General features: G+C 43.6%; 30 protein-coding genes. 21 read left to right on the forward strand and 9 right to left on the reverse strand.

Annotation, left to right across the window (positions count from 1 at the left end; translation table 11 throughout):
- A partial coding sequence (locus tag E4665_RS16965) for a group II intron maturase-specific domain-containing protein (protein ID WP_338326018.1) occupies positions 1 to 289 on the forward strand: 289 nt, incomplete at its 5' end.
- Between the two features lie 75 nt (positions 290 to 364).
- Here the strand turns inward: E4665_RS16965 and E4665_RS16970 are convergent.
- The gene (locus tag E4665_RS16970) at positions 365 to 748 is read right to left on the reverse strand and encodes a DUF3899 domain-containing protein (protein WP_241654946.1); all 384 of its coding nucleotides are present in this window, start codon (positions 746 to 748) and stop codon (positions 365 to 367) included.
- A gap of 286 nt (positions 749 to 1034) precedes the next feature.
- Here E4665_RS16970 and E4665_RS16975 point away from each other — a divergent pair, with 286 nt between their 5' ends.
- The 5 genes from E4665_RS16975 (at position 1035) to E4665_RS16995 (ending at position 6878) form a co-directional block, all read left to right on the forward strand.
- The gene (locus E4665_RS16975) at positions 1035 to 2726 is read left to right on the forward strand and encodes a peptide ABC transporter substrate-binding protein (protein ID WP_135349992.1); all 1692 of its coding nucleotides are present in this window, start codon (positions 1035 to 1037) and stop codon (positions 2724 to 2726) included.
- Positions 2727 to 2907: 181 nt separating this feature from the next.
- Complete coding sequence (locus E4665_RS16980; RefSeq protein WP_135349993.1) at positions 2908 to 3837, forward strand: ABC transporter permease; 930 nt, start codon at positions 2908 to 2910, stop codon at positions 3835 to 3837.
- Positions 3837 to 4844: an oligopeptide ABC transporter permease gene (opp3C, locus tag E4665_RS16985; protein WP_135349994.1), complete on the forward strand. Its 1008-nt coding sequence runs from the start codon at positions 3837 to 3839 to the stop codon at positions 4842 to 4844. Before E4665_RS16980 ends, opp3C begins: the two co-directional genes overlap by 1 nt.
- Before the next feature lie 15 nt (positions 4845 to 4859).
- Positions 4860 to 5876, forward strand: a complete 1017-nt coding sequence (locus E4665_RS16990; RefSeq protein WP_135349995.1) for an ABC transporter ATP-binding protein — start codon at positions 4860 to 4862, stop codon at positions 5874 to 5876.
- Positions 5877 to 5879: 3 nt separating this feature from the next.
- The gene (locus E4665_RS16995; protein WP_135349996.1) at positions 5880 to 6878 is read left to right on the forward strand and encodes an ABC transporter ATP-binding protein; all 999 of its coding nucleotides are present in this window, start codon (positions 5880 to 5882) and stop codon (positions 6876 to 6878) included.
- 294 nt (positions 6879 to 7172) lie between these two features.
- Here the strand turns inward: E4665_RS16995 and E4665_RS18255 are convergent, their stop codons facing one another.
- The gene (locus tag E4665_RS18255; protein WP_167815239.1) at positions 7173 to 7334 is read right to left on the reverse strand and encodes a hypothetical protein; all 162 of its coding nucleotides are present in this window, start codon (positions 7332 to 7334) and stop codon (positions 7173 to 7175) included.
- 745 nt (positions 7335 to 8079) lie between these two features.
- On the opposite strand from E4665_RS18255, the gene spxA reads away from it, so the two are divergent.
- Positions 8080 to 8475, forward strand: a complete 396-nt coding sequence (spxA, locus tag E4665_RS17000; protein WP_135349997.1) for a transcriptional regulator SpxA — start codon at positions 8080 to 8082, stop codon at positions 8473 to 8475.
- A gap of 118 nt (positions 8476 to 8593) precedes the next feature.
- Here the strand turns inward: spxA and E4665_RS17005 are convergent, their stop codons facing one another.
- Positions 8594 to 9277, reverse strand: coding sequence for a TerC family protein (locus E4665_RS17005; protein ID WP_135349998.1), 684 nt, complete (start codon positions 9275 to 9277; stop codon positions 8594 to 8596).
- Between the two features lie 293 nt (positions 9278 to 9570).
- Between E4665_RS17005 and mecA the strand changes: the two genes are divergently transcribed.
- From mecA to pepF, 3 genes are all read left to right on the forward strand, one after another.
- A complete protein-coding gene (mecA, locus tag E4665_RS17010; protein ID WP_135349999.1) occupies positions 9571 to 10284 on the forward strand; it encodes an adaptor protein MecA in 714 nt (237 codons plus the stop codon).
- A 145-nt stretch (positions 10285 to 10429) separates the two neighbouring features.
- Positions 10430 to 11656, forward strand: coding sequence for a competence protein CoiA (locus E4665_RS17015; RefSeq protein ID WP_135350000.1), 1227 nt, complete (start codon positions 10430 to 10432; stop codon positions 11654 to 11656).
- A gap of 85 nt (positions 11657 to 11741) precedes the next feature.
- Positions 11742 to 13556: an oligoendopeptidase F gene (gene pepF / locus E4665_RS17020; protein ID WP_135350001.1), complete on the forward strand. Its 1815-nt coding sequence runs from the start codon at positions 11742 to 11744 to the stop codon at positions 13554 to 13556.
- Positions 13557 to 13866: 310 nt separating this feature from the next.
- Here the strand turns inward: pepF and E4665_RS17025 are convergent, their stop codons facing one another.
- Positions 13867 to 14775, reverse strand: a complete 909-nt coding sequence (locus tag E4665_RS17025) for a DsbA family protein (RefSeq protein WP_135350002.1) — start codon at positions 14773 to 14775, stop codon at positions 13867 to 13869.
- A gap of 497 nt (positions 14776 to 15272) precedes the next feature.
- Here E4665_RS17025 and E4665_RS17030 point away from each other — a divergent pair, with 497 nt between their 5' ends.
- Complete coding sequence (locus tag E4665_RS17030; protein ID WP_135350003.1) at positions 15273 to 16283, forward strand: YitT family protein; 1011 nt, start codon at positions 15273 to 15275, stop codon at positions 16281 to 16283.
- 18 nt (positions 16284 to 16301) lie between these two features.
- Here the strand turns inward: E4665_RS17030 and E4665_RS17035 are convergent, their stop codons facing one another.
- The 3 genes from E4665_RS17035 to E4665_RS17045 form a co-directional block, all read right to left on the reverse strand.
- Positions 16302 to 17180 (reverse strand): LysR family transcriptional regulator, encoded by an 879-nt coding sequence (locus tag E4665_RS17035; protein ID WP_135350004.1) that lies wholly within the window; start codon positions 17178 to 17180, stop codon positions 16302 to 16304.
- Positions 17181 to 17383: 203 nt separating this feature from the next.
- On the reverse strand, positions 17384 to 18523 hold the full coding sequence (locus E4665_RS17040; RefSeq protein ID WP_135350005.1) for a tyrosine-type recombinase/integrase: 1140 nt from the start codon (positions 18521 to 18523) through the stop codon (positions 17384 to 17386).
- 28 nt (positions 18524 to 18551) lie between these two features.
- Positions 18552 to 19184, reverse strand: coding sequence for a LexA family protein (locus tag E4665_RS17045; RefSeq protein ID WP_135350006.1), 633 nt, complete (start codon positions 19182 to 19184; stop codon positions 18552 to 18554).
- A gap of 174 nt (positions 19185 to 19358) precedes the next feature.
- On the opposite strand from E4665_RS17045, the gene E4665_RS17050 reads away from it, so the two are divergent.
- Together E4665_RS17050 and E4665_RS17055 are read left to right on the forward strand one after the other, a co-directional pair.
- Complete coding sequence (locus E4665_RS17050) at positions 19359 to 19610, forward strand: helix-turn-helix domain-containing protein (RefSeq protein ID WP_241654949.1); 252 nt, start codon at positions 19359 to 19361, stop codon at positions 19608 to 19610.
- Position 19611: 1 nt separating this feature from the next.
- The gene (locus E4665_RS17055) at positions 19612 to 19815 is read left to right on the forward strand and encodes a hypothetical protein (RefSeq protein WP_135350007.1); all 204 of its coding nucleotides are present in this window, start codon (positions 19612 to 19614) and stop codon (positions 19813 to 19815) included.
- On the opposite strand, the gene E4665_RS17060 is transcribed toward E4665_RS17055, so the two are convergent.
- Complete coding sequence (locus tag E4665_RS17060; RefSeq protein ID WP_135350008.1) at positions 19812 to 20024, reverse strand: hypothetical protein; 213 nt, start codon at positions 20022 to 20024, stop codon at positions 19812 to 19814. The genes E4665_RS17055 and E4665_RS17060 overlap by 4 nt on opposite strands.
- 69 nt (positions 20025 to 20093) lie before the next feature.
- On the opposite strand from E4665_RS17060, the gene E4665_RS17065 reads away from it, so the two are divergent.
- The 3 genes from E4665_RS17065 to E4665_RS18260 are packed head-to-tail and all read left to right on the forward strand — an operon-like array spanning position 20094 to position 20638.
- Entirely contained in the window at positions 20094 to 20303 is a 210-nt protein-coding gene (locus E4665_RS17065; protein ID WP_135350009.1) for a MerR family transcriptional regulator, read from the forward strand.
- Entirely contained in the window at positions 20287 to 20481 is a 195-nt protein-coding gene (locus E4665_RS17070; protein WP_135350010.1) for a hypothetical protein, read from the forward strand. The genes E4665_RS17065 and E4665_RS17070 overlap by 17 nt, the downstream gene beginning before the upstream one ends.
- Positions 20482 to 20488: 7 nt before the next feature.
- Positions 20489 to 20638 (forward strand): hypothetical protein, encoded by a 150-nt coding sequence (locus E4665_RS18260; RefSeq protein ID WP_167815240.1) that lies wholly within the window; start codon positions 20489 to 20491, stop codon positions 20636 to 20638.
- Positions 20639 to 20654: 16 nt separating this feature from the next.
- Here E4665_RS18260 and E4665_RS18265 read toward each other — a convergent pair whose 3' ends face one another.
- Positions 20655 to 20816 carry a hypothetical protein gene (locus E4665_RS18265; protein ID WP_167815241.1) on the reverse strand — a complete coding sequence of 54 codons (162 nt, stop codon included), beginning with the start codon at positions 20814 to 20816 and terminating at the stop codon, positions 20655 to 20657.
- 72 nt (positions 20817 to 20888) lie between these two features.
- On the opposite strand from E4665_RS18265, the gene E4665_RS17075 reads away from it, so the two are divergent.
- The 5 genes from E4665_RS17075 to E4665_RS17095 form a co-directional block, all read left to right on the forward strand.
- Entirely contained in the window at positions 20889 to 21203 is a 315-nt protein-coding gene (locus E4665_RS17075) for a hypothetical protein (protein WP_135350011.1), read from the forward strand.
- A complete protein-coding gene (locus E4665_RS18715; protein ID WP_194085999.1) occupies positions 21200 to 22111 on the forward strand; it encodes a pentapeptide repeat-containing protein in 912 nt (303 codons plus the stop codon). The genes E4665_RS17075 and E4665_RS18715 overlap by 4 nt, the downstream gene beginning before the upstream one ends.
- Before the next feature lie 16 nt (positions 22112 to 22127).
- Complete coding sequence (locus E4665_RS17085; protein WP_135350012.1) at positions 22128 to 22379, forward strand: hypothetical protein; 252 nt, start codon at positions 22128 to 22130, stop codon at positions 22377 to 22379.
- Positions 22380 to 22452: 73 nt separating this feature from the next.
- Entirely contained in the window at positions 22453 to 23748 is a 1296-nt protein-coding gene (locus E4665_RS17090) for an AAA family ATPase (RefSeq protein ID WP_135350013.1), read from the forward strand.
- On the forward strand, positions 23748 to 24297 hold a 550-nt coding region (locus tag E4665_RS17095), incomplete at its 3' end, for an ATP-binding protein (protein WP_135350014.1). The genes E4665_RS17090 and E4665_RS17095, both read left to right, overlap by 1 nt.

Consider the following 24297-nt stretch of genomic DNA (forward strand, 5'->3'; position numbering starts at 1 on the left):
TGGCATTAGCTATATGAAAAGTTACATCCACCACTTAGACGAATGGCTCCGGCGCAGAATTCGACAGATCATTTGGAAACGTTGGAAGAAGATCAGGACGAAATACAAAAGCCTTGTTCAACTTAACATGCCCAAACAAAAAGCGTGGGAATGGGCAAATACACGAAAAGGCTACTGGCGTATCGCCTGTAGCTACATCCTACATCGGGCGATTACAAATAAAATACTCGAACAGACAGGCCTTAAAAATCTTACCCGTCTGTTCGAGCGTGCACACTTAAACTATTGAACCGCCGTATACGGAACCGTACGTACGGTGGTGTGAGAGGTCGGAGAAATTATCTCCTCCTACTCGATTGCATTTTTATAGGAAGAGGGAGAGGAGAAGTGATAGTCCGAAAAGGGCCAGACTGACAAAAAGCAGTGGCCAGGTGATGGACCATCGGCTGCCATCCCGGATCTTGAATTCGGCCATTGGCGCTTCAGCATCTACGTCGCCTAACTGTTTTTTTCGCACGGCGCGGGCAAACCGGCGGAAGCTATACGCGATCCCGTCAAAAAAACCGCCCTGTATGATAAAAAGAATTAAACCTGCTGTCATAAAGATCAGACTTATAAGTCCGATAGAATCAGCAAAACCGAATAAAGAGAGTTGATGGTTTCTGATCAACATCGTAGCAAAGGAGATAAGAAACTCAGCTCCGCCGACAAAGATCCAGCAGATCAATCTGTTCTTCTTTTTTTTCACAAAAATCCACCTCTCAGTTATCATAACGAAGAAAATAAAATACAGCAACACTTCATCAATTCATGTAAGAAAAGCTCACATCTGCAAAAAAAAATAATTAAAAAAAACAGCATAATATCAATAATTTTTAACGTGAAATTGATAGAAAATATTGTTTTTACAAAAAAAAGAATGCAAAGAAAAGAAATAACTTGTATAATAGCGTTTGTAGGTTGATTTTGCCTTCTGAAATGAAAGCGGAACGGCCCAAAAAAAAGATAATTTATTATGGGGAGGTCATTGTTTTATGAGGAGTAAAGCAAAATGGTCGCTTGTGCTATCATTTGTCTTAGCACTCAGCCTTGTGCTTTCCGCTTGCGGTGGCTCAGGCAGCGGCAGCAGTAGTTCGAGCAGTACGGGCAGCAACACACTTGCTAAAAATCAGGTACTAAATTTCGCAATTGGTGCTGATATCCCGACGCTTGATCCAAACCTTGCGACGGATACAACATCAACTAACGTTATTGAAATGACGGAAGCGGGACTTACCCGGATGCACAATAATAAGTACGAATGGGATCTCGCAGCAGGTGCCCCGAAAGTCAGCGCAGATAAGAAGACAGTTACTTTTACTCTTCGTGATGCAAAGTGGTCTGACGGGAAACCGATCACCGCTCAGGATTTCGTTACCGGCTGGCAACGTCAGAACGATCCAGCCGCAAAACCTGCTTATAACTTCCTTTTTGCAGCTTCAGGAATCAAGAACGCAGCAAAAATTGAAGATCCTACGAACAAGCAGTTCTATGGCAAGTACAACCTTCTGGGTGTGAAAGCACTGGATGCTAAAACACTTCAGGTTCAGTTGGAACAGCCAGTACCTCCGTTCTTCTATAGCATTCTTTCTCAGCCTCAGTTCCTCCCACAGCGCGCTGACTTCATCAAGGCGCAGGGCAAGAACTACGCAATGGGTCCTTCGAACCTTCTTTACAGCGGACCGTTCGTTCTCTCTTCATGGAAAAAGGGCTCAAGCTGGTCATACAAAAAGAACCCGAATTACTGGAATGCTAAAGCTACGAAACTTACTGCAGTTAACTTCCAGGTACAGACTAGCCTTGCAACTCGTGTCAACCTGTATAAAACAGGAAAAATTGACGAAGTTGGTCTGACTGGTGATTTTGTTAATTCGTTGAAACAGAGCAATCCGAGTGAAATCCATACTTCTCTGAGTTCAGGAACATTCTTCCTCTATATCAACCAAAAAACGAATAAGAATCTGAAGAACCTGAACCTCCGTAAAGCAATTAGTGCTGCGATTGATCGCAACAGTTTTGTTAAGGTTCTGTTCAATGATGGTTCTGTTGGCTCTAACTATGTAGTACCTAAGGGATTTACAGTCGGACCTGACGGCAAAGATTTCCGAGGCGACGATCCTGTTGACGGATATCCTGCTGGCAATGCTTCCGATGCGAAGACACTGTGGAGCCAGGCTAAGAAAGAACTTGGAATCAGCAAGTTGAATCTTACATTCCTGAGCTCCGATGGTGATCAGTACAAACAGTGGGATCAGTACCTCGCTAACCAAATCGAAAAGAATCTCCCAGGTGTAACGGTTACAATCAACCAGCAGCCTTGGGCAAACTATCTGAAACTGAATCAGGAATTCAAATTTGATCTTGCATTCAGTGGCTGGTTCCCTGACTATCAGGACCCAATGACTTATCTGGATATGTTCACAACGGGGAATCCGCAGAATACAACCGGCTGGTCAAATAAGACTTTTGATACTCTGATTACAAATGCAAAAGCTGAAACAGGCGATCCTACGAAACGTTGGAATGACATGCTTTCAGCAGAAAAAACGATGATGGCTGATTATCCGATTATTCCTATCTATCAGGCAGGTGGAACCTGGGCTCAGAAGCCGACTGTCAAAGGCCTTTCGTTCCCTTCCTATGGTCCGGAAATCGACTTTGCTCAGGCATACGTCACTACTAAATAATTAAAAGGTTTCAAGTGGATTCTGTTGGTAACTTTTGGAGGGAGAGTATATGTCGGAAAGTGGCATATACTCTCTCTTCCATATTTTATGAATATTATAAGCATTAAAAATTAATGTTTTTGTTAAATTGACCATGATGTAAGAGAGAATAGATGGAAATATTACAGGAGGTTATTACCCAGTGGGACGGTACATTCTTAAACGAATCTGGTATATGATTATTACCTTCTACGTTGTCATCACGCTGACATTTCTTTCAATGAAGCTGCTCCCGGGAACACCGTTCCAGAACGCGAACCGATTGACCCCGTTACAGCTCAATACATTGAAACACTACTATGGTCTTGATCAGCCGATTGCAGTACAATACGTCAAATACCTTTGGAATTTTATTCACGGAGACTTGGGCACATCGTTCCAGTTTGGAAATACTCCTGTCATTCAAATGCTTGTTGCTCAATTCCCTGTTTCAATGGACCTTGGCACTGAAGCAATGATTATTGGCACAGTTTTGGGGATTTTACTTGGGATTTTCGCAGGCCTGTACCGTGGGTCTTTCCGTGACTGGGGCACAATGATTTTCGCAACGCTGGGAATTTCAATCCCTTCTTTTGTCTTCGCCGGTGCGCTGCAGTACTGCCTCGGTGTTCTGGTTCAGCTTTTTCCGGTTGCGGGCTGGGGCACTCCGTCAACCCATGTACTTCCGGTAACATCGCTTGCCGTCGGTATCCTTGCGGAGGTTGCTATCTTTATGAGGACTGAAATGGTTGAGGTCATTAATCAGGATTATATTGTCACGGCTCAGGCAAAGGGTCTCTCAAGGGGAGCTGTTGTTTTTAAACATGCTGTGCGGAATGCCATGATACCTGTTGTAACCATTCTTGGACCGATGACGGCGGCCATTATCACTGGCTCCATTGTTATTGAGGGTATCTTTGGGATCCCAGGGATCGGCAAACAATTTGTCAGCTCCATTACAACGAATGATTATCCGATGATCATGGGAACAACAGAACTCTATTCAGGGTTGTTTATTATAACCATCCTGATTGTTGATATTTTGTATGGAGTTATTGATCCTAGAATTCGAGTATCCGGAGGTCGGTCGTAATGGCAAATGATAATGATACAATCACTCAAGGACTTTTTGAGCCTGTGGGTGCGGATACACAGGTCAGCGAACACATCTCCGGAAAAGTAGTCAGTGCGTGGAGAGACGCATTCAGGCGCTTTGTGACAAATAAGGGTGCCGTTATTTCCATGATTATTCTTGCACTGATTATTATTTTGGCGCTTTTGGGCCCACATATTAATAAATATGGTACGAATGATCAAAATCTTCTCTGGTCGGATCTGCCTCCTAAAATCAGTGCCCTGTCATGGATGCCGATGTTCAGCGGAAAAGAAAACGGTGTTGACGTCTATAAGGATCGTGGGGTCAAACAGGAATTTTGGTTTGGTACCGATCAGCTAGGTCGCGATTTGTGGAACAGAACCTGGGCAGGGACACAAATTTCTCTGCTCATCGCGCTGATTGCCGCTCTTGTTGATTTCTTGATTGGCGTGGCCTATGGGGGAATATCGGGATACTTCGGAGGAACAGTGGATAATATTCTGCAGCGAATTATCGAAGTGATATCAGGTATACCGAACCTTGTCTGGATTATCTTGCTCATCCTGATTATGCAACCAGGTCTGTTGGCCATTACAATTGCTATTTTGGCCACCAACTGGATTGCGATGGCTCGAATTGTGCGCGGTGAGATGTTAAAACTGAAAAATCAGGAATTCGTCCTTGCGTCAAGAACGTTGGGTGCTGGTGATGGGAGAATTATTTTCCGCCACCTGATTCCAAATTCTTTAGGAATGATCATCGTAAATACGATGTTTTCCATTCCTGCCGCGATCTTTTTCGAAGCTTTCCTGAGCTTTATCGGTCTTGGTATCCGTGATCCGCAGGCCTCGCTAGGTTCGTTGATTAACACAGGATTTACAATATTGCAGATCCATCCTTCTCAGACCATTTTCCCTGGGATTGTGATCTCCCTGCTTCTTATTTGCTTTAACATTGTTGGTAATGGACTGCGCGATGCATTTGACCCGAAATTACGCCGCTGATTGAGAGGGAGAGCTATGGACAAATTATTGGAAGTTCAGAATTTGAATATTCAGTTTGATATTTTCGGAACCCATGTTCAGGCCGTACGCGGCGTGGATCTGGAACTGAATGTCGGAGAAACTTTGGCTGTTGTCGGAGAGTCCGGTTCTGGTAAATCGGTAACATCAAAAGCAATCATGGGTCTTAACCCGAGCCCTCCTGGAAAAGTTACTGCGGGGAAAATACTTTTTGAAGGTCAGGACCTCGTCCAGTACTCGCAGAAACAGATGCAGAAGATAAGAGGCAAGGAAATATCCATGATCTTTCAGGATCCAATGACTGCATTAAATCCGACCATGAAAATCGGGAAACAGATTATGGAAGGTCTGATCAAACATCAGAATATGAGCAAGGCCGAAGCGAAAAAAAGAGCGATCGAATTGCTATCTCTGGTAGGTATCCCTAATCCGGATAAGCGCGTGGACGAGTATCCGCATCAATTTTCCGGCGGTATGAGGCAGCGCGTTGTCATTGCGATTGCTCTTGCATGCAATCCTAAAATTTTAATTGCCGATGAACCGACGACAGCGCTTGATGTGACGATTCAGGCGCAGATACTGGATCTGATGAGAGACATCCAGAAGAAAACGGGTACAGCAATTATTCTTATTACCCATGATTTGGGTGTTGTCGCGAATCTCGCGCAGCGAGTGGCAGTGATGTACGGCGGAAAAATTATAGAGACTGGAACTATCGACGAGATATTTTATCAACCAAAGCACCCTTATACTTGGGGATTGCTTTCTTCGATGCCTAAACTTCATGCAAAAATCGATAAGTTACTTGCGATTCCGGGAACGCCTCCTGATCTAAGTGATCCGCCAAAGGGCTGTCCGTTTGCACCAAGGTGCCCTTATGCAATGAAGGTGTGCCTTGATCACATGCCGTCATATACACATATATCGGAAACACAGAAAACAGCCTGCTGGCTGCTTGATGAGCGGGCGCCAAAAGTGGATCCCCCAAAAACCGTTGGTGTGGGAGGAAAATGATTCATGGCTGAAAATAAAGAAAAACTGCTTGAAGTAAAAAATCTGAAGAAATACTTTAAAGTTTCCAGAACCGATGTTTTGAAGGCGGTTGATGATGTTTCATTTGATATTTATAAAGGTGAGACATTTGGATTGGTTGGAGAATCTGGTTGCGGGAAATCGACAACCGGGAGAACAATTATCAGGCTGTACGAACCGACAAGCGGCAAGGTCATTTTTGGGGGACAAGAGATTGGCGGGAAACTGTCAGGAAAGTCCAAAAAAGATCTGACAAAAAAGATGCAGATGATTTTTCAGGATCCTTACGCTTCCCTTAATCCAAGAATGATGGTTAAGGATATTATTTCCGAAGGATTGAATATTCATCATATTGAATCTTCAAATAAGAGCCGTTTGGAACGCGTCTATGAACTACTGGAAACAGTCGGGCTGAACAAAGAGCATGCCAACCGTTATCCGCATGAATTCAGCGGCGGTCAGCGGCAACGAATAGGCATTGCCAGAGCTTTGGCAGTAAATCCGGAATTTATTATTGCGGACGAACCAATCTCGGCACTTGATGTTTCTATTCAGGCGCAGGTTGTCAATCTGCTTCAGGAACTGCAGGAAACAAAAGGACTAACCTATCTGTTTATTGCCCATGATCTTTCGATGGTGAAACATATCAGCGATCGTGTAGGAGTCATGTATCTGGGGAATATGGCTGAGCTCGCTCCGAGTGAGGAACTCTACGATCATCCTTTGCACCCTTACACTCAGGCCCTGCTTTCGGCAATTCCAGTTGCAGATCCGGAAGTCGAACGCACCCGTGAGCGGATTATTCTTCAGGGAGATGTCCCAAGCCCTATTAATCCACCAAGCGGCTGCCGTTTCAGGACACGCTGTCCATTTGCCATGGACATATGCGCTAAAGTCAGGCCAAACTGGCATGAGGTTGAAAACGGCCACTGGGTGGCATGCCACCTTCATGATGAAGGGCAGTCATCAGCCAAAGCTGAATAATATTTACGATAAAAATTAAAGCACAGGAATTAAACATAGTGTACCCTGATTGTTGGACATCAAAACCAACAATCAGGGTTTTTTTGAAAGATAAGGAGTATAAATCTGGCCAATAAAACAGGGCCTTGGATGAGATTCAAAGCGTAGGTGCGAGACGCCTGCGGGAGAGCGAGCCAAGGGAGATCCCGCAGTGAGGGAGCCGAGCGAAGAGGCTCACGGATCGCCCATGGCAAGCGAAGAGCCGAAGCGTTGATCGAGGAAATGAATCAGGGTGGATGAACAGAAAAAGCATGTTTAGTTCCGCTTATTATATTTCTTTACCAATGTCATAAGAAAAAGAATGATTGCTGCGATCAGGAGAAGGGCAATAATCCACATATTAAATAATCCGACATAATAATTCAAAATAATGACAGCAGCCATAAGTAATGTGACTATTTCTGCGGCTGTACGCATCTGGAAATCACCTCATCGATAAAATGATGCATAAAAACAAGAGCAATGCATAAAGTAAAGTAGAGGAACAACATTAACGGGGACAGGCAGACAAAATCGATCACTTGCGAAAATCCTGTTTGTGTTCTCGTCAAAAAACGGTTCAAAGAACCAAAAATCGACACTTATTGAGAAAATGATGTCCTTTTTGAGATTGGGTAATCCGAACTTCCCTTGACAAGTATAACAAAACAGGTTGACAATATATAGGGAAAGATAAATAATAACAATGACTGATTTGCCAAAGTGCGGAAGAAACAAGTAAAGGAGGCGATAACCAGTGAAACCGAAGGATGTCAGGCGTAGGCGTAAAAATTCGATCCGAAGATGGCTTAAAGAAACGCTGGGACAGTTACAGCCAAAATCTCAGGACGCCCCGTCAGCAAATATGAAATTGCCTGCGTAAATAACACCGGTGTCGTTGAAACCGTACAATAGAACAATTTATAAAAGCTGAGAAGGGAACTCCTTTGTTAAAAAGGAGTTCCCACTTTCTATTTTTTAATGCACTGAAAACCGACGGAAATGAAAGAAACAACCGAATAAAAAGATATAAAGCGTTTTAATTATTGCGAGGAATGAAGCCTTCAGATGAAATGTGAAATATTTTTTACAAAAAAAAGGGTATAAAAATTAGAAGAATTATTATATAATAAAGACAGTTTCAACGTATGGGAAACTTTTATTATCCAAGGGAGGGTGAAGAATGGTTACATTATATACATCTCCGAGCTGCACATCATGCAGAAAGGCTAAAGCATGGCTTAAAGCCCATGACATACCTTTCAAAGAAAGAAACATCTTTTCTGAGCCGCTGTCCATCGAAGAAATTAAAGAAATTCTCCGAATGACTGAAGACGGCACTGATGAAATTATTTCAACACGATCGAAAGCGTTTCAAGAACTAAATATAAAACTCGACACTATGTCAATTCAAGATTTATTTGAACTGATCAAGGATAATCCCGGATTGCTTCGTCGTCCGATCATGCTCGATGATAAGCGTTTGCAGGTTGGGTATAATGATGATGAAATCCGCCGGTTCCTGCCACGGAAGGTCAGAACATTCCAGCTTCAGGAAGCTCAGCGTCTCGTTAATTAACACGAAACAGATCTATGAAACAGCGTCCATGCAATCATGGACGCTGTTTTTTAACGGTAGAGTGTATTTGTCTCTGTTCGGAAATTTTCTACCCTCAAAGATGTACTTAATGGGTTGATTAAGATTTTTTATACATCCGGTCTGAAGAGATGAGATTTAAAATCCAGCTGAACAAGATTACTGTTCCGATGAGTGCTGGGGGGAAAAAGTGGCCCAGGTGAGTGTTCTCCGAAAACAGCTGCTTGAGCGCAGGCTCTCCCATGATCATTTCTGATGCGGTGTAAATAAGGACAGCGCCTCCACCGTATACGAGAAAAGGTATCCTTTCCATGGCAAGCAGGATCAGTTTACTGCCCCACACGATGATCGGAACAGATACTACAAGACCTACAGCAATGTATCCAATATGCCCCTTGGAAGCTCCTGCAACTGCCAACATGTTGTCCAGGCCCATTACGACATCGGCAAGGACAATCGTTCGGACAGCAATGAACAGTGACGAGCCCGCTTTAACCTGATATCTTTCTTCATGGTTCGTAATCAGACGTATCGCAATGATTACAAGGAAAACACCTCCGGCAAGCAGCAGGAAGGGAATGTTCAATAAAGAAACGACTATTGCAGTCAAAAAGATGCGAACAATAACTGCAAGACCCGTTCCAATTAAAATGGCTTTATTGCGTTGCCTTTCCGGCAGTCTTCTGCAGGCCATGGCTATGACTACGGCGTTGTCTCCGCCGAGAATAATATCAATAAAAATAATCTTTAGTATAAAAAGCAGAACGCCGAAATCAAAGGACATACCATAGACCCCTTTCCGTCATACACTTCAATTTATGCGGACTTGTCCGGAATCATTCCCTGGCTTGACCAAAACCGGTGGCGTACGAAAGTAAAGGAATATTTTTTGATTTCAGGAAATAGGATGAAAAAGAATAAACCTGTGATCAGGCATGAGCGGAATATTTCAAATACCGGGTGTTTTCTATTTCATTCGTCAATCATTTATCATACAATAAAGATACCAATTAATAAGTTGTCTCACTGATGTATGGTCACTCCCCACGCCCATGGACAAAGAAGGGAGAGATAGCGATGAAAATAGAAAGAATTAATGAATATACCTTGAAGTTTTACATCAGTTATCTGGATATCGAGGATCGCGGTTTTGACCGTGAGGAGATCTGGTATAACCGAGATAGAAGCGAAGAGCTTTTTTGGCAGATGATGGACGAGGCACACAGTCAGGAATCCTTCTCTCTGGAAGGGCCTCTGTGGATTCAGGTCCAGGCGCTTGAAAAGGGTATGGAGATTCTCGTGACACGTGCGAAGGTTTCGAAAGACGGAAACAACCTTCAGTTACCCGTGTCACCGAATAAGCATCTGGATATACCCATTTCCAAAAACTCAGGCAAGGATGATGGCGAAGAAGTTGAAATGGATGAAGGGGACTCCGAGGATACTGATGAAAAAACAGAATCGGATGGAAATGAGAGTGATGAAAGATCTCGTGATCTGACTTTTATCATAAAATTTGATGATTTTGAAGATCTTATTTCCTTATCCCATGCGATGGTTCCTCATGATCAGATGAGTACGTCTCTCTATACATTTCGTGGAAAATATTATCTGAACGTCTCTTTCTCCGAGGACTTGCCTGATGATCTGGAAGATGATGATTTGAGCAAAATTCTGGAATTTGGTTTGGATACGAGTTTAACCGAATTTGTGCTTCAAGAATATGGCAAGGAATTAATGCTTGATAATGCGCTTCAAATGATTAAGACCCATTTTCCATTAATTCTATAAGCGTGATTTTGGTAGAGCGTCAATAGGCTGACCAATGACATAAAATGTTCAACACTCACCTTTTTTTCGGCAGGAAGCGCCTCACTTCCTGCCGAATTTATTTCTATATAGAGTTTTTGAAATTACCTAATGCGGCGGTGAATCAATGTTAGTTGCTGAACGAACCGACGGAACAAGAATTTCATTGATATCGGGTAATATTCCCAAGGATTTGCTTTGCCAGCTGAGAAAAAGGGAAAGCTTTTATTGTCCGGTGTGCCACTCCCCCGTACTGATGAAGCTTGGCACAAAGAAAAAATGGCATTTTTCGCACCATCCTCTCCACCGGTGTCAGATCGAGACAGAAGCTGAATCAGAATTGCACCTGTCCGGAAAAGAAGCCTTGTATTTGTGGACAAAAGCGCATGGGCTCTCCTCAGACCTGGAACGCTATCTTCCCGACATTAGACAGCGCCCGGATATATTGCTCAGGGGGATTCAGCCGACAGCTCTCGAATTTCAATGCAGCACAATTTCCGTTGACCTCATGACGAAACGAACGCACGGTTATCAGAATGCGGGAATTTTACCTGTATGGATTCTCGGGGGCCATCGACAAAGAAGGGCAGGCCCATATCTGAAACTAGCGGGATTCGAGCCACTTGCGATCCGGTCTTCGGCAAGAATAGCCTCGGTTTTTCATCCACTCTCTTCCTCCTATAGTGTGGCTTACTTTTATCCATATGAGAACAAAATATCGATAGCGGCCAACCTGCATCCGATTTCAAAAACTTTATTTATTGCCGGGGAAATGAATCTGTCTACTGAAAGGACAAACCCGTACCAGCTTCTTTTTCCACACACCCATCCCAATTATGAAAAATTGAAGGCAGTCTGGCTACATGCCAAGAAAAAGAGACGATTACACCAATCCATAAGACCGAATCGGGAGGAATATTGGTTGAGGGTACAGGCCTATCTGCTTCAAAAGAATTTTTCTTTTTTCCCTTCCTTTGTCGGGCTTCCCAATGAACATTTTATTCACTTTGAAAATACTCCGTTTATTTGGCAAATGTGGATTTATCTCGCACTATGTATGGGTTCTCCGAACTTGTGGCATACTCCTCGGGAACTGATCGTGGGCGCAAAGGAGAGAGGCGGAGAAATAGTCTTTGCGCGGCGTCAGCTGCCGCTCTGCCCAAAACGAACCTCAGAGGGAATTGTGACCATATATCTCAATCAGTTGGTTTTACTGGAATTCGTCCAAAGGGAAAAGGGATTTTATCGTTTGACGGAACAAGCGAAAGAAAAGCATACAATGCAGTACCTTTTACAGGAAGACCGTATCATCATGAATCAGCTTGAACAATTGGGGAATCCGGCTGAATACTAATGAAAGGTTTTTTTGCGCGAATTCTGAAAAAGAAGTACGATAGAGTAGATTTATGATCACAAGTAGAGAATATGGAGGTGCCGTCATGGCGGGTAATAACACAGCTGCGCTCCCAAAAAGGGATGAGATTCCGGTTGAGGAAAAATGGAATCTCGAAGCGATTTATCCTGATAGCGCAGCCTGGGAAGCAGCTTTTCAAAAAGTAAAAGACCTCGTTTCAGAAGTTGAAGCTTTCCGGGGAAAACTCGGAGAATCTTCAGACATACTCTTCACTCTGCTCAAAAAGCAGGATGAATTAACTGAAATTTTGTACAAAGTCTATGTTTATGCCCACATGAAGTCGGACGAGGATACAGCCAACGCAACCTATCAGGCGCTTCATGACCGGGCTGGCAATCTGGCGACGGTGGCAGGAAGTAAACTGGCGTTTATTGTTCCGGAAATTCTTGCCATTGAACCGTCTGATCTGGATCGCTTTCTTAAGGAAAATAAAGATCTTCAGCTCTACAGGCATGCGCTTGATGAGATCACGCGTACACGGCCTCACGTTCTTGACGCGGAAAAGGAAGCACTTCTTGCCGCAGCAGGTGACGTTACTGATGCTTCGTCGACAACCTTCGGAATGCTGAATAATGCAGATCTGAAGTTTCCGAAAATTAAAGATGAGAATGGCGACGAAGTGGAAATTACGCATGGCCGCTATGGAAGATTTATGGAAAGTGAAAACCGAAGAGTGAGGAAGGATACCTTTGAGGGGATCTACGCCACATATGGTTCCTTCAAAAATACGCTTGCCTCGACACTCAGCGGGCAAATTAAGCGTGATAATTTTTACGCGCAGGCCAGAAATTATAAAACGGCGCGTGAAGCCGCACTGTTCAGCAATAATATACCGGAAACCGTATATGATAATCTGATCAGTACCATTCATAAAAATCTTCCACTCATGTACCGTTATGTTGCTCTGCGAAAGAAAGCGTTGAAAGTTGACGAACTGCACATGTATGACCTCTATGCTCCGCTCGTGCCAAACGCAAAAATAGAAGTAACCTATGATGAGGCGAGAGAGCTCGTCTTGAAAGGTTTGTCTCCCTTGGGAGAAGATTATCTGGATGTGATCAAGGACGGATTTAATAAACGCTGGATTGATGTCCGCGAAACTCAGAATAAGCGGAGCGGGGGCTATTCGGGCGGAAGTTATGGAACGATGCCTTATATTCTGCTGAACTGGCAGGATAACATTAACAGCGCGTTCACGCTGGCCCATGAATTGGGCCATTCGATGCACAGTTATTATTCACGCACCAATCAGCCTTATCCGTACTCGGATTATTCTATTTTTGTCGCCGAAGTCGCTTCGACATGCAATGAAGCGCTACTGAATCATTATCTCCTCGAGGGCACTGATGATAAAAAGAAAAAGCTCTATCTGCTGAACAATCAACTGGAAGGTTTTAAGGCAACTGTATTCAGACAGACCATGTTTGCCGAATTCGAGCATATCATCCATGAGAAAGCGCGCGAAGGGGAAGCATTGACAGCTGAATTCCTGACGAATATCTATTATGATCTCAACAAAACCTATTTTGGCCCGGATATCACGGTAGATGAGCAAATCGGGCTGGAGTGGGCGAGAATCCCTCATTTCTATTACAATTATTATGTGTACCAATACGCCACCGGGTTCAGCGCGGCTTCCGCTTTATCCAGGCAGATTCTGGAAGAAGGCCAGCCGGCTGTTGACAGGTACAAGAACTATCTGAAATCGGGAAGCTCTGATTATCCAATTGAGGTTCTTAAAAAAGCCGGGGCAGATATGGCTGATCCTGCATCGATTCAGCAGGCGATGGATGTTTTTGAGAAAGTGCTTGATGAAACGGAGCACCTGATGTTCCACTGAATGGTTACAGAAAAAGAGAGTGTCACGTCAGCCAATTTTTCTCGGCTTTGAGGCACTCTCTTTTTTTAATTTCTTTGCCGCCAGGTAAGGACTCTGACCAGCAGGAAGACAGCCACAAAAAAGAGGCCACCTGAAAACAGCAGGGACTCGAGATGCAGGAGCCCGAGGAGGTAGTGATAAAATAGAAAAAATGAAGCCACCGCGGTTAGAAAAACACATATGAATTTCATGCGATTCACCCTGAATTTTTAAGGTCATTTACAGCATGGCGAACGGAGATAAAAAAACCAAAATCTCCATCGAAAATAAGCTATGCCTGTTTCGCAGTAATATACCTCCAAAATTCGCCGCTTCTAAGCTCGATCGGTTCAATAATCTGTTTGAGCTGCAGTTTACGCAATTCTTTCATCGCTTCATCCTCGGACCACTCATAGATGACGGATACTTCTTTAGTTGTAAGGTAAATCTCTTTGCTGAAATAATCGCTTAGGGTCGGAAGAGGAGCAGGCTGTGGCCTCTCTTCCAGCAACTCGGTCAGAATCTGAACATAGATTCCGTAATCATAGTGTCCGTTTACTTTAATTGCTTCATCGTCATTGCAGGGCGTGGAAAAAACAAGAGACGGTAATTCAGTGATCGACATTTCGTTTGCAAGACGACGATCGCATTGGAGAGCCTTAACCGACCGGCACGAATGAAAATCATTATTAAATTCGTTGATATCCAATTCAGCGAGACGGGCTACATCCAGAAGCTCCTCAAATCGGTTCAGTCCCTTTTTTCTTAAAAAAATTTGTTCACGGATTCGTCGGAGGAAACGATTTCCAGCTGTTTTTCCCTGAAATCCTGCCGCTTTGATCGCCAGTGCAACCGCATAGGGTGATGGCGGATTTTCATACCAGACATCGCTGTCACAGCACATACCGGTCAGACGGGCGTACTTATTCCATTCTTCAGCGATTTTTTTTGCCTGAGTAAATTGACAGCGATTCGTCGTATCGTGCTTGGTTGTAAGAAGAAACCTGAATGTAAAATATTCATGATATTCGATAAAAAATTTTTTCATCAGAGGTTCAAGTCCCCAACATTCCGGACACAGGGGATCGATGAACGCCAAAATTTCTACACGGGGAGAATGCTGCTGCGAATGATTGCCTATGGAACAAGTTGTGTTCCCGGGTGCCCCAACACAATAGGAAAACTTATCGTGAAGCGTCATAGGAAATCACCTCTCGATCAGTTTTTAACCCTGGCTGCTTAACACTATCCATTATTTAAAAATCCTACCTGCCTTTTTCATCATTAATTGACTCATGAATGATTCAAATGAACCTTATTCCGAGTATGATAAAGTGCTATCCGCGAGTTTTGCAATGTCATGATCTTACGGGAATCTGAGTGCTATCCCCTTTAAACTTTCTATATTGTAACAAGGTTATATAGCTGAGGGCAACTAATCAATACTAAGGAACTGCACAAAACGGTCTTTGCCAAATGCAGGGAAATATTAAGATTTAATAAAGGGCTTGCTGAGGGGTTGAAACCTGTGACAGGAGTGTTATAATTTGATGCCCGAAGACATTGAATTTTAATTATTGACTGTGTTTAAATCAATGTTGATTTTGCCTCTCCGTTGATTGGAGCGACAGCTTTAACAACGCTTCACTATTAAACAAGAGATACAAGAATTAATAAAAAAGAAGGAAGAGTATTCGAATGCATAAGATTTTTATGCAGGATTTCGGGAAAAAAATGGCGATTTCCTGCAGCGCTGCTTTTTTGTGCGCACTGAGCATGAATTTTTTTCTGATCCCGGCGCATGTCTATGCCGCGGGCATTAATGGTGCGGCTCAGCTGTTAACCGATGTGCTCCATGACTGGTTGAATTTTAATATACCGATCGGACTGCTTGTTCTTCTTTTAAATCTTCCGATCGCATGGCTTGGCTGGGTCAAAGTTGGCAAAAGCTTTACCTTTTTCAGCTTTGTGACTGTCCTTTTGACTTCAGTCTTTCTCTCCGTGATCCCTATAAGCCCGCTTTCGTCAGATATTATACTGAACTCTATATTTGGCGGGCTGATTTCCGCTGTCGGAGTCGGCATCGCCCTGAAATTCGGAATTTCAACAGGCGGTCTTGATATTATCGCTATTTATCTGACCAGGAGAAACAGGAATGCATCGTCAGGAAAATATTTTCTTATTCTCAATGGTATTATTATTGTCCTCGCAGGGGCGATCTACGAATGGCAGTTTGCACTCTATACGCTGATTTCAAGGTTTGTGAACAGTTATGTGATCGACATGATTCACACCAAATATCAGAAGCTGACCGTGATCACAATAACGGATCATAAAGACAAAATGATTGCCGCCATCCAGGACCAGTTTGACAGGGGAATGACAATTATTCCTTCTTATGGCGGATTTACAGGAAGAAAGCGATACTCAATTATGATGGTGATCAGCCATTACGAGCTATATGACATGGAACAGCTGATTAAAAGAATTGACCCCCATGCTTTTACAAATATACTGGAGACGAACAAAATCATCGGCTTATTCCATACTGAAGAACAGCAGAAGGCGATTCAGAGGATGAAACACGGAGAGGTTTTAAACAATAAACAGCATGTGCTGAGCGATGATGATTTCGATTATTTTCAACAGCTTTTCAACAATCAGACGAATAAAAAATTTACGAATCACACACCTTATCTGGATGAATGACAGCCAATAGATAGGCTATTAGCTCCTGTATCGCGTGAAAATAAATTTCATAAAACGTCGGACAGCTGGGGAAAGATAGCGTTCACTGTACCAGGCTAGACCAATCTGTCTCTTGCAGCTTGGCCACTTGACGTGGACCTTTTTCACTTTTTCTTCATCTATGTCTTTCTGATCGGGAAGAAGCGCGACACCAAGACCGGAAGCAACTAATCCGGCCAGGGTAGTGACCTCTTCACCTTCAAAGGTAATATTCGGCGTGATATTCACTTTGCGGCAAAGTTTATCCGCAATTTTTCTCAGTTCATAACCCGGTTTCATTGAAATAATCGGTTCGTTCCGTATCTCGTCAAGTGTGACCGATTCTTTTGCTGCAAGCGGATGATTGATGGGAACCATCAGAAACAGTTCTTCATCCCACAATTTTTCCCATTCGATATGCGGATCCCCAAGGGGATGATGCACGAGGCAGAGGTCAATTTCCCCGGATTCGAGCTGTTTGAGCAACGAGATGTTGTTGTTTTGGTAAAGCTTAATTTTTGTATTCGGATGCAGGCCCTGAAATCCGCTCAGAATATCCGGGATGATACTGACGCCCAGTGTGTGAAGAAAACCGAGAGACACAACGCCATATTCCGGATCCAGTAAAGACTGGATTTCTTTTTTTGTTATTTCAACTTCTTTGAGAATACGGTCGGCGTGCTTTAGAAACAGTTTACCGTATTGATTAAGAATGATGCTTCGCCCCTGTCTTTCGAACAGGCTGACACCCAATTCTTCTTCGAGCCGCGCAATGGACCTGCTGAGAGCGGGCTGCGAAATCGCCAGCGCCTCCGCGGCTTTGGTCATGTGCTGCAGCTGAGCCACCTTCTGAAAATATTCGATTTGCTGCCACTCCATATGAAACACTCCCCGGTGAGATACAGATCATTTTAGCGGTTCAAACATGGCTGACGCTTTGACGTCACCTGTATATAAGATACCACAATGACTCCGATGCATGAATACCATTCAAATAATATATTAGACATAAAACGTCAAAAAAAGGCTCTGTATCAGGGTGCTTTTTACCGTACAGATGCAAAGGTGACATAGAGGTGACATTAAAGCACTTCATTAAACAACTCTGCAGCACTCTGACGCTTCTTTTTTTCAAGGTGACTGTAGGTATCAACTGTCATTTTAAGCGATGAATGGCCCAACTGTTCCTGAATCACCTTAAAATTCACGTCGTTCATAACCATAAACGATGCGCATGTATGTCGTAGGCCGTGGAAGTTGAGATAGGGTATGCCAGTGCGCTCTACAAAGTTTCTCCAATTTCCTGATATGGTGATCTGATTGTGTGGATAGCCTTCAAAGTTGGTAAACAGAAAGTCAATTGGTTCTCCTGATTCATCGAGCATTGGGTGCCATATATTCTCGCTTTTTCTCTTTTTCTGCCATTGCTGGTAGATTTCTAGTTCAGTAGAAAATGTACTCGGAACCATGACCGTCCGGGGTTTCTTATTTTTCGGTGGTCCGAATACGAGCCGTTTCAATTTCCGGCTGTATTCCAATGAGTGATCTACGTAAATCGTATTATCTTTAAAATTTAAAGACTGGATTTGTAAACCAGCGATCTCGCCCAGACGCAAACCGCAGAGCATGGCCAGCTTCACCTCGACACGAGTCTTCAACTTTGCCTTTTCGTTCAGTGTCTTGATGACGAGTTTCATATTGTCTTCATCATAAAATTTAAATGGCCGCTTTCGTTCCTCATCTTTCGGCTTGCTTACCTTTTTCATCGGATTTTCATCAACCACTTCAGCTTTGAATGCATAGGAAAATAGGGCGTTCAGTGTTGAATACTTTGACACAAGACTACGCCGGCCAGCTTTCTTTTCAGCATCAAAATACTCCATGATGTGGAAGGGACGTATTTTAGCTAACTTCATCGTTCCAAAATATTCGCGTTGATTTTCTAGTTGATATGAATACATGTCGTAAGTCCGGGCGGAAAGGTCGGGCTTAACGTGCATAGCCATCCATCGATCGGCAAACTTTGAAAAAGTAACATTGTTTAGAGTTACAGGTTTTTCTTTAGATACTTGGATCTCAAAAGCGGTGATTGCCTTTTTAAGCGCCCGATCAGACTTGGCGGTGACCGTTTTCGACCTTCTTTTTCTGGGCTGTCCTTCGGGTACCTCCTTATCAACAAAAATCTTATACCGATCATTACCGAGATCCTGAACATATGCCATTGTATCACCTCCCTTCAATGATTAATAATTATCTGAACTTCCTTTTCATTTCAACAACTACACCAACAATACGTACGCGGTTCATATCAGATCCAACAAATATTCTAGGAGCAACCTCTGGATTTGAGGACTGAAGGGTAATGCTCTCTCCCGTTATATAAATATGTTTAATCGTACCTTCCTCACCGTTAACAATCGCTACACCTATTTGACCGTTATAGGAAGTCTCACAAGTTTCTTCAACCAGTACAAGATCACCATTAAATATGCCGTCACCCGTCATAGAGTCACCCTTAACCCGTAAAACAAAATGGTCTTCCGGGTCATAGTTCCCGTCAAATGGTTCAAATCCATCGACTTCTTCGTAGGCTAAACCGTCGGGTCCTGCTTTAACAGTTCCAACAACTTCGTAACGGTGAACATTATTTTCGCGACTAACTTCCATTTCAGAATGCTTTATATCGGACCAACCCATAAGATAGGCAGGGGAACAATGCAGAATATCCGCAATTTCAGCTATTGTATCGCTTTTCAAATTACGGATATTTCCGCTCTCATAGCGTTGAACAGTTGCTTCGGCTTTTCCAATACGCTCACCTAATTCTTTAAGAGTCATTCCGCGCTTTAAACGCATTTCCTTTATCCGATCAGAAATTAGCATTAGTAAATTTCCCTTCTTCTATATGATGTTTTTATAGTATATTATTATTACGCAAAATGCAAGATTTTCTATGCACATTACAAAATAACTTGCGTTTCATGCTTGACCGACAAAATTTAGCATGCTACAATAACTTGCGTAGGACGAAAGTATATTTTGAAAGGAGGCATGATAATGGGCTCACCTACAATTAACGCAAAAAAGTTGGAAGCAAAAATGGTGTTGTCGGGGTATAACAGAAAGACACTTTCCAAAGCCACAGGACTCAGTCGGAACACGATTAGTACAATCATCAGCGGCCAACAAAACCCATCTTATAGGGCAATGAATCTACTTTTTGAAACCCTTAGATTAAGCCCTGAAGAAGCTACAGAAATTTTTTTTAATCGTAACTTACGCAATATGCAAGATGAGGAGGCGGGATGAAGTGAATCGCAGTAATTCGGATCTGAAAGAAATCAGAAGTGTTACAGGAATCAGTATTGGCAACGACAATCTGTGCAGCCATGCAAAACAGCTGAAAGAAAAAGTTTATAAATTAATAGCTGAATCTAATCTGCCTTATGAACAAAAAAATAAAGTCCTCTATTTGGTGGATAGAGAACTTTATGATTCCTTAATCAAAAGTTAAAAAAAGTCATCTGCTTTTGACGCCTCAATTTCCTTTTTATATTTATCGTAGGTTTTCTTATCGGCGCCAACAATATAAACAATTTCTTGATAATCATCTTGCATGATCGGTCCAACACCGATTAGTTTCCAACCAGATTTTAGAAAGTCATTAACCTGATCAATGTTAGTGTGTTCTTCAATATTTTCAATATGAACAATGTCATTCATGATTTTTCACCTCCTGTCCTGCCGGATAGGAATATTATACCAATTTATTAGGAGGAGGAGGCGGGGTGAATGCGTAAAATTCGCGGGGTCGAAAACCTTGTCGATTATTTAAAATCAGTCGATTGCCCGATGTCCAGAACAACTATTTTTAAGTTGATGAGAACAAAAGATATACCTTTTCGAAGACCTGTTCCTCACGTTCTTATCTTCGACCTGGACGAGATCGACAGCTGGCTTGGCACAGATTGTGAGGATGCAGCACATGTTTCAAATCACTGATCAGGTTGCCATGGCATACGGTCGCCGACTTGCTTATCCGACAGTCACCGAAGCGCTGGAAGATGCTTTTAAAGTGGTCCATCAACAGGTGACGAATGGCGCCGCTTGGTCGCACGTGACGATTGATGAAATCGGCGGCAAAAGATCCATTGATATTACAGTCAAACAGAGGAGGTGACAGAGAAATGGCACAAACCGGAGAAGAAGAACGGCTGCTTCAAGAGGCAAAGGTTGAGCTGCTTAAAAAAATTAAAAAAGCTATCGACAATGAAGACCAGGTTGATCTTACCAACTATACCGGAGCTTATTTGACACTGAAAAATGCTGAAAGGTAGTGAGGAAATGAGGGCGTTAAATCACATTGAACCGGCGCATGAGGACGTAACGAATATCTACCTGCCAAATGGTGTTGCATTTTGTAGCATTAGGAACCTGATCATCCCGCGCGAAACGGCGAAGCAGCTCTATTTCTTCTTCGCCAACGTCCAGGAGCACGCCGTCAGAGATCACCATATGTTCATGGCACGCTGGGCGTTGCGTATGAAATCGAAGTATTTCAAATTGATGAAGGGAGGTGAGTAATCTATGGGGCCACTTAGACTACCAGTCAATGTCTCTGATAGAGCCATTGACGCCATTAATCAAAAAACTTCAGATGAATCAATGAGGCTTTATCGGTTCTTCGGTGCGACGTCTCAAAATGATACAACAGCTATTGGTAAAGATGGTTTTAAGAAAATTATCGATGCCGTATTCGACGGACGTGAAGTTCTGAACCCCGAAACGGATGAAGAATTCATGGAACGTGTTGGGCATTATCCTGCTTCGAATCTAGACGATCAGCGCCTGTTCCAACTTGCCAAAAAGTATATCGAATTGAAGGAGCGTGAATCAAAGTGACAGGGGTAAAGGGATACAAGGTATTTAAACCAGACTGGACGGCTAAACACGATAACTTTCAATACGAAGTAGGAAAGACATACGAAATGCCCGAAAATCCGGTTGCATGCCGCAGAGGATTCCACTTTTGCACAAAAGCAGTGGATTGCTTTAACCATTATTCATTTGATCCAGATAACAAAGTTGCAGAAGTCGTGGCACTGGGTGACATCGACACGGATACTAACGACTCCAAATGTGCGACGAATAAAATTCAGATCGTCCGCGAAGTTCCGTGGGCAGAAATGCTGGAACTGGTGAATTTAGGAAAAGGAAATTCCGGCCTTCGCAACTCGGGTGATTACAACTCGGGTGATTACAACTCGGGTGATTACAACTCGGGTGATTACAACTCGGGTGATTACAACTCGGGTTATGGCAACTCGGGTAATCGCAACTCGGGTAATCGCAACTCGGGTAATCGCAACTCGGGTAATCGCAACTCGGGTTATGGCAACTCGGGTTATGGCAACTCGGGTGATTACAACTCGGGTGATTACAACTCGGGTGATTACAACAAAGCGTCGAATGTTGCTGGTTGCTTTAATACCAAGTCTCATAAGATCTTATTCTTTGACCATAAAACGGACATGTCCTTTGATGAGTGGCGCCGATCAGATGCCTCTTATCTACTCAGCCAAGTCAACTATCGACCGACTGAATGGGTGGATGAAGATGATATGACGCCAGAAGAAAAGGCGGAACATACAGACTATGAGACGACCGGCGGCTATCTAAAAAGGAATGATCTGTCGGAAGCCTACGCCAAGTGGTGGGACAAGCTGTCGGATCGTCAGAAGCAGATCATCCGTGAAATTCCTAACTTTGACGCTGAGAAATTTGAAGAGATTACAGGCATTAAAGCCTGAGAGGAGGTGAGAAGACATGAGCCCAGAGACGAAAGCAGCCCTACAAAAGCATTTTGATGCTATTTCTAATGGAATTAATCGAGGAAGCAATCTTCAAAAAATCGTGGCCTCTGCCAAGGCAACGGAACTCGGCGAACTACTGCTAATTCTTTTTGAAGACTATCCAGAAATTGGAGAAGCCATACAAAAACAGATGGATGATTTTACAACTGAATCACTGCTGAAAATGTTTCTTGGCGATACCAATGCTAGCATCAATCGAATATGAAAAAAGCCGCTCTGCAAAGCGACTCAAAACTATACCTGTGGTTATTGTACCACGAAAGCGAGGTTTTTAAAACATGATTACGATCAGCAAGCTTGAAATTGAAAATGTCAAGCGCGTGAAAGCTGTCAAAGTTGAGCCATCACCGGCGGGCTTAACCATCGTTGGTGGTAAAAACAAACAAGGCAAGACAAGCATTCTAGACGCTATTGCGTGGGGATTAGGCGGTAACAAATATCGCCCGTCTCAGGCAAAGCGTGACGGATCCGTTACAGATCCTTTTCTCCACATCGTTCTTTCAAATGGACTGATCGTCGAGCGCAAAGGAAAGAACAGCGACTTAAAGGTTATTGACCCCAATGGGCAGAAAGCCGGCCAACAGCTGCTCGATGGTTTCGTGGAAGAACTGGCTATTAATCTACCAAAATTTATCAACTCAACGTCAAAAGAAAAAGCCAACACGCTTCTACAGATTATCGGCGTAGGGAACAAGCTGCATGAACTGGAACAGCAAGAACAGGAAGTCTATAACCGGCGCCGCACAATCGGTCAGATTGCCGATCAGAAAGCCAAGTTTGCCAAGGAACAACCATATTTCCCTGATGCTCCGAAGGAACCTGTGTCAGCATCTGATCTAATTAAACAGCAGCAAGAAATACTCGCACGTAACGGAGAAAATCAGCGCAAGCGGCAGCACGTGGCACAGATACAGGTAGAGTTTGAACAGGTCGGACGGGAAGTAACCCGATTGACGGCGCAGCTTAATGCCGCACAGAAAAAGTACGGTGACCTGCAGAATGACCTGGCGATTGCTCAGAAAGACGCACTCGACCTGCGTGACGAATCAACATTCGAACTGGAAGACAACATCGCACAGATCGACGACATCAACCGGAAGGTACGGGCCAATCTCGACAAGGACAAGGCGGAAGATGATGCCAAGGAATACGGTACACAGTATCAGAAACTGTCTCAGCAGATCGACCAGGTACGTCAGGAGAAGACTGATCTGCTGACGAACGCTAACCTGCCACTTCCTGGTCTGTCTGTCGAGGATGGCGAGTTAATCTATGAAGGCCAACAGTGGGACAACATGAGCGGCGCTGATCAACTCAAGGTGTCAACGGCAATTGTCCGTAACTTGAAGCCAGAATGCGGATTTATCTTGCTGGACAAGCTCGAGCAGATGGACACAGATACACTCAAAGAATTTGGCACATGGTTGGAACAGGAAGGTCTGCAAGCCATTGCCACGCGCGTCAGCATGGGCGACGAATGCTCAATCATCATTAGTGATGGCTATGTGGAAGGTCAAGAAAAGGCGGAAGAAGAACAGCCGCAGACAAAGACATGGAAGCCAGGTGAATTTTGATGGACATAACACGTGGGAAGGTAGCAAAGGCACAGAAGGTAGTCCTGTATGGCATGGAAGGGATCGGTAAATCATCACTTGCCGCACAGTTTCCTAATCCTCTGTTTATCGATACAGAAGGTAGCACTGGTAATATGAACGTTTCCCGTACGCCGAAACCGACAAGCTGGACAATGTTGAATCAGCAAATCGACGAAATCAAGCGAGACAAGCTCTGCAAAACTCTTGTCATTGACACGATCGACTGGGCAGAACGTATGGCCATCGAGAAAGTATGTGACGATGCACAGAAAAAATCAATTGAAGATTTCGGCTACGGTACAGGGTATATCAAACTTGAGGAAGAACTTGGCCGATTTTTAAACAAGCTACAAGACGTGGTTGACGACGGAATCAACGTCGTACTGACTGCACACGCACAAATTAGAAAGTTTGAGCAGCCTGACGAAATGGGCGCCTATGATCGGTACGAGTTAAAGCTTGGAAAAAAGACGTCAGCCCGTACGTCAGCACTCGTCAAAGAGTGGGCAGACATGGTGCTATTCATCA

The sequence above is a fragment of the Sporolactobacillus shoreae genome (assembly GCF_004684935.1).
Classification (GTDB): Bacteria; Bacillota; Bacilli; order Bacillales; family Sporolactobacillaceae; genus Sporolactobacillus; species Sporolactobacillus shoreae.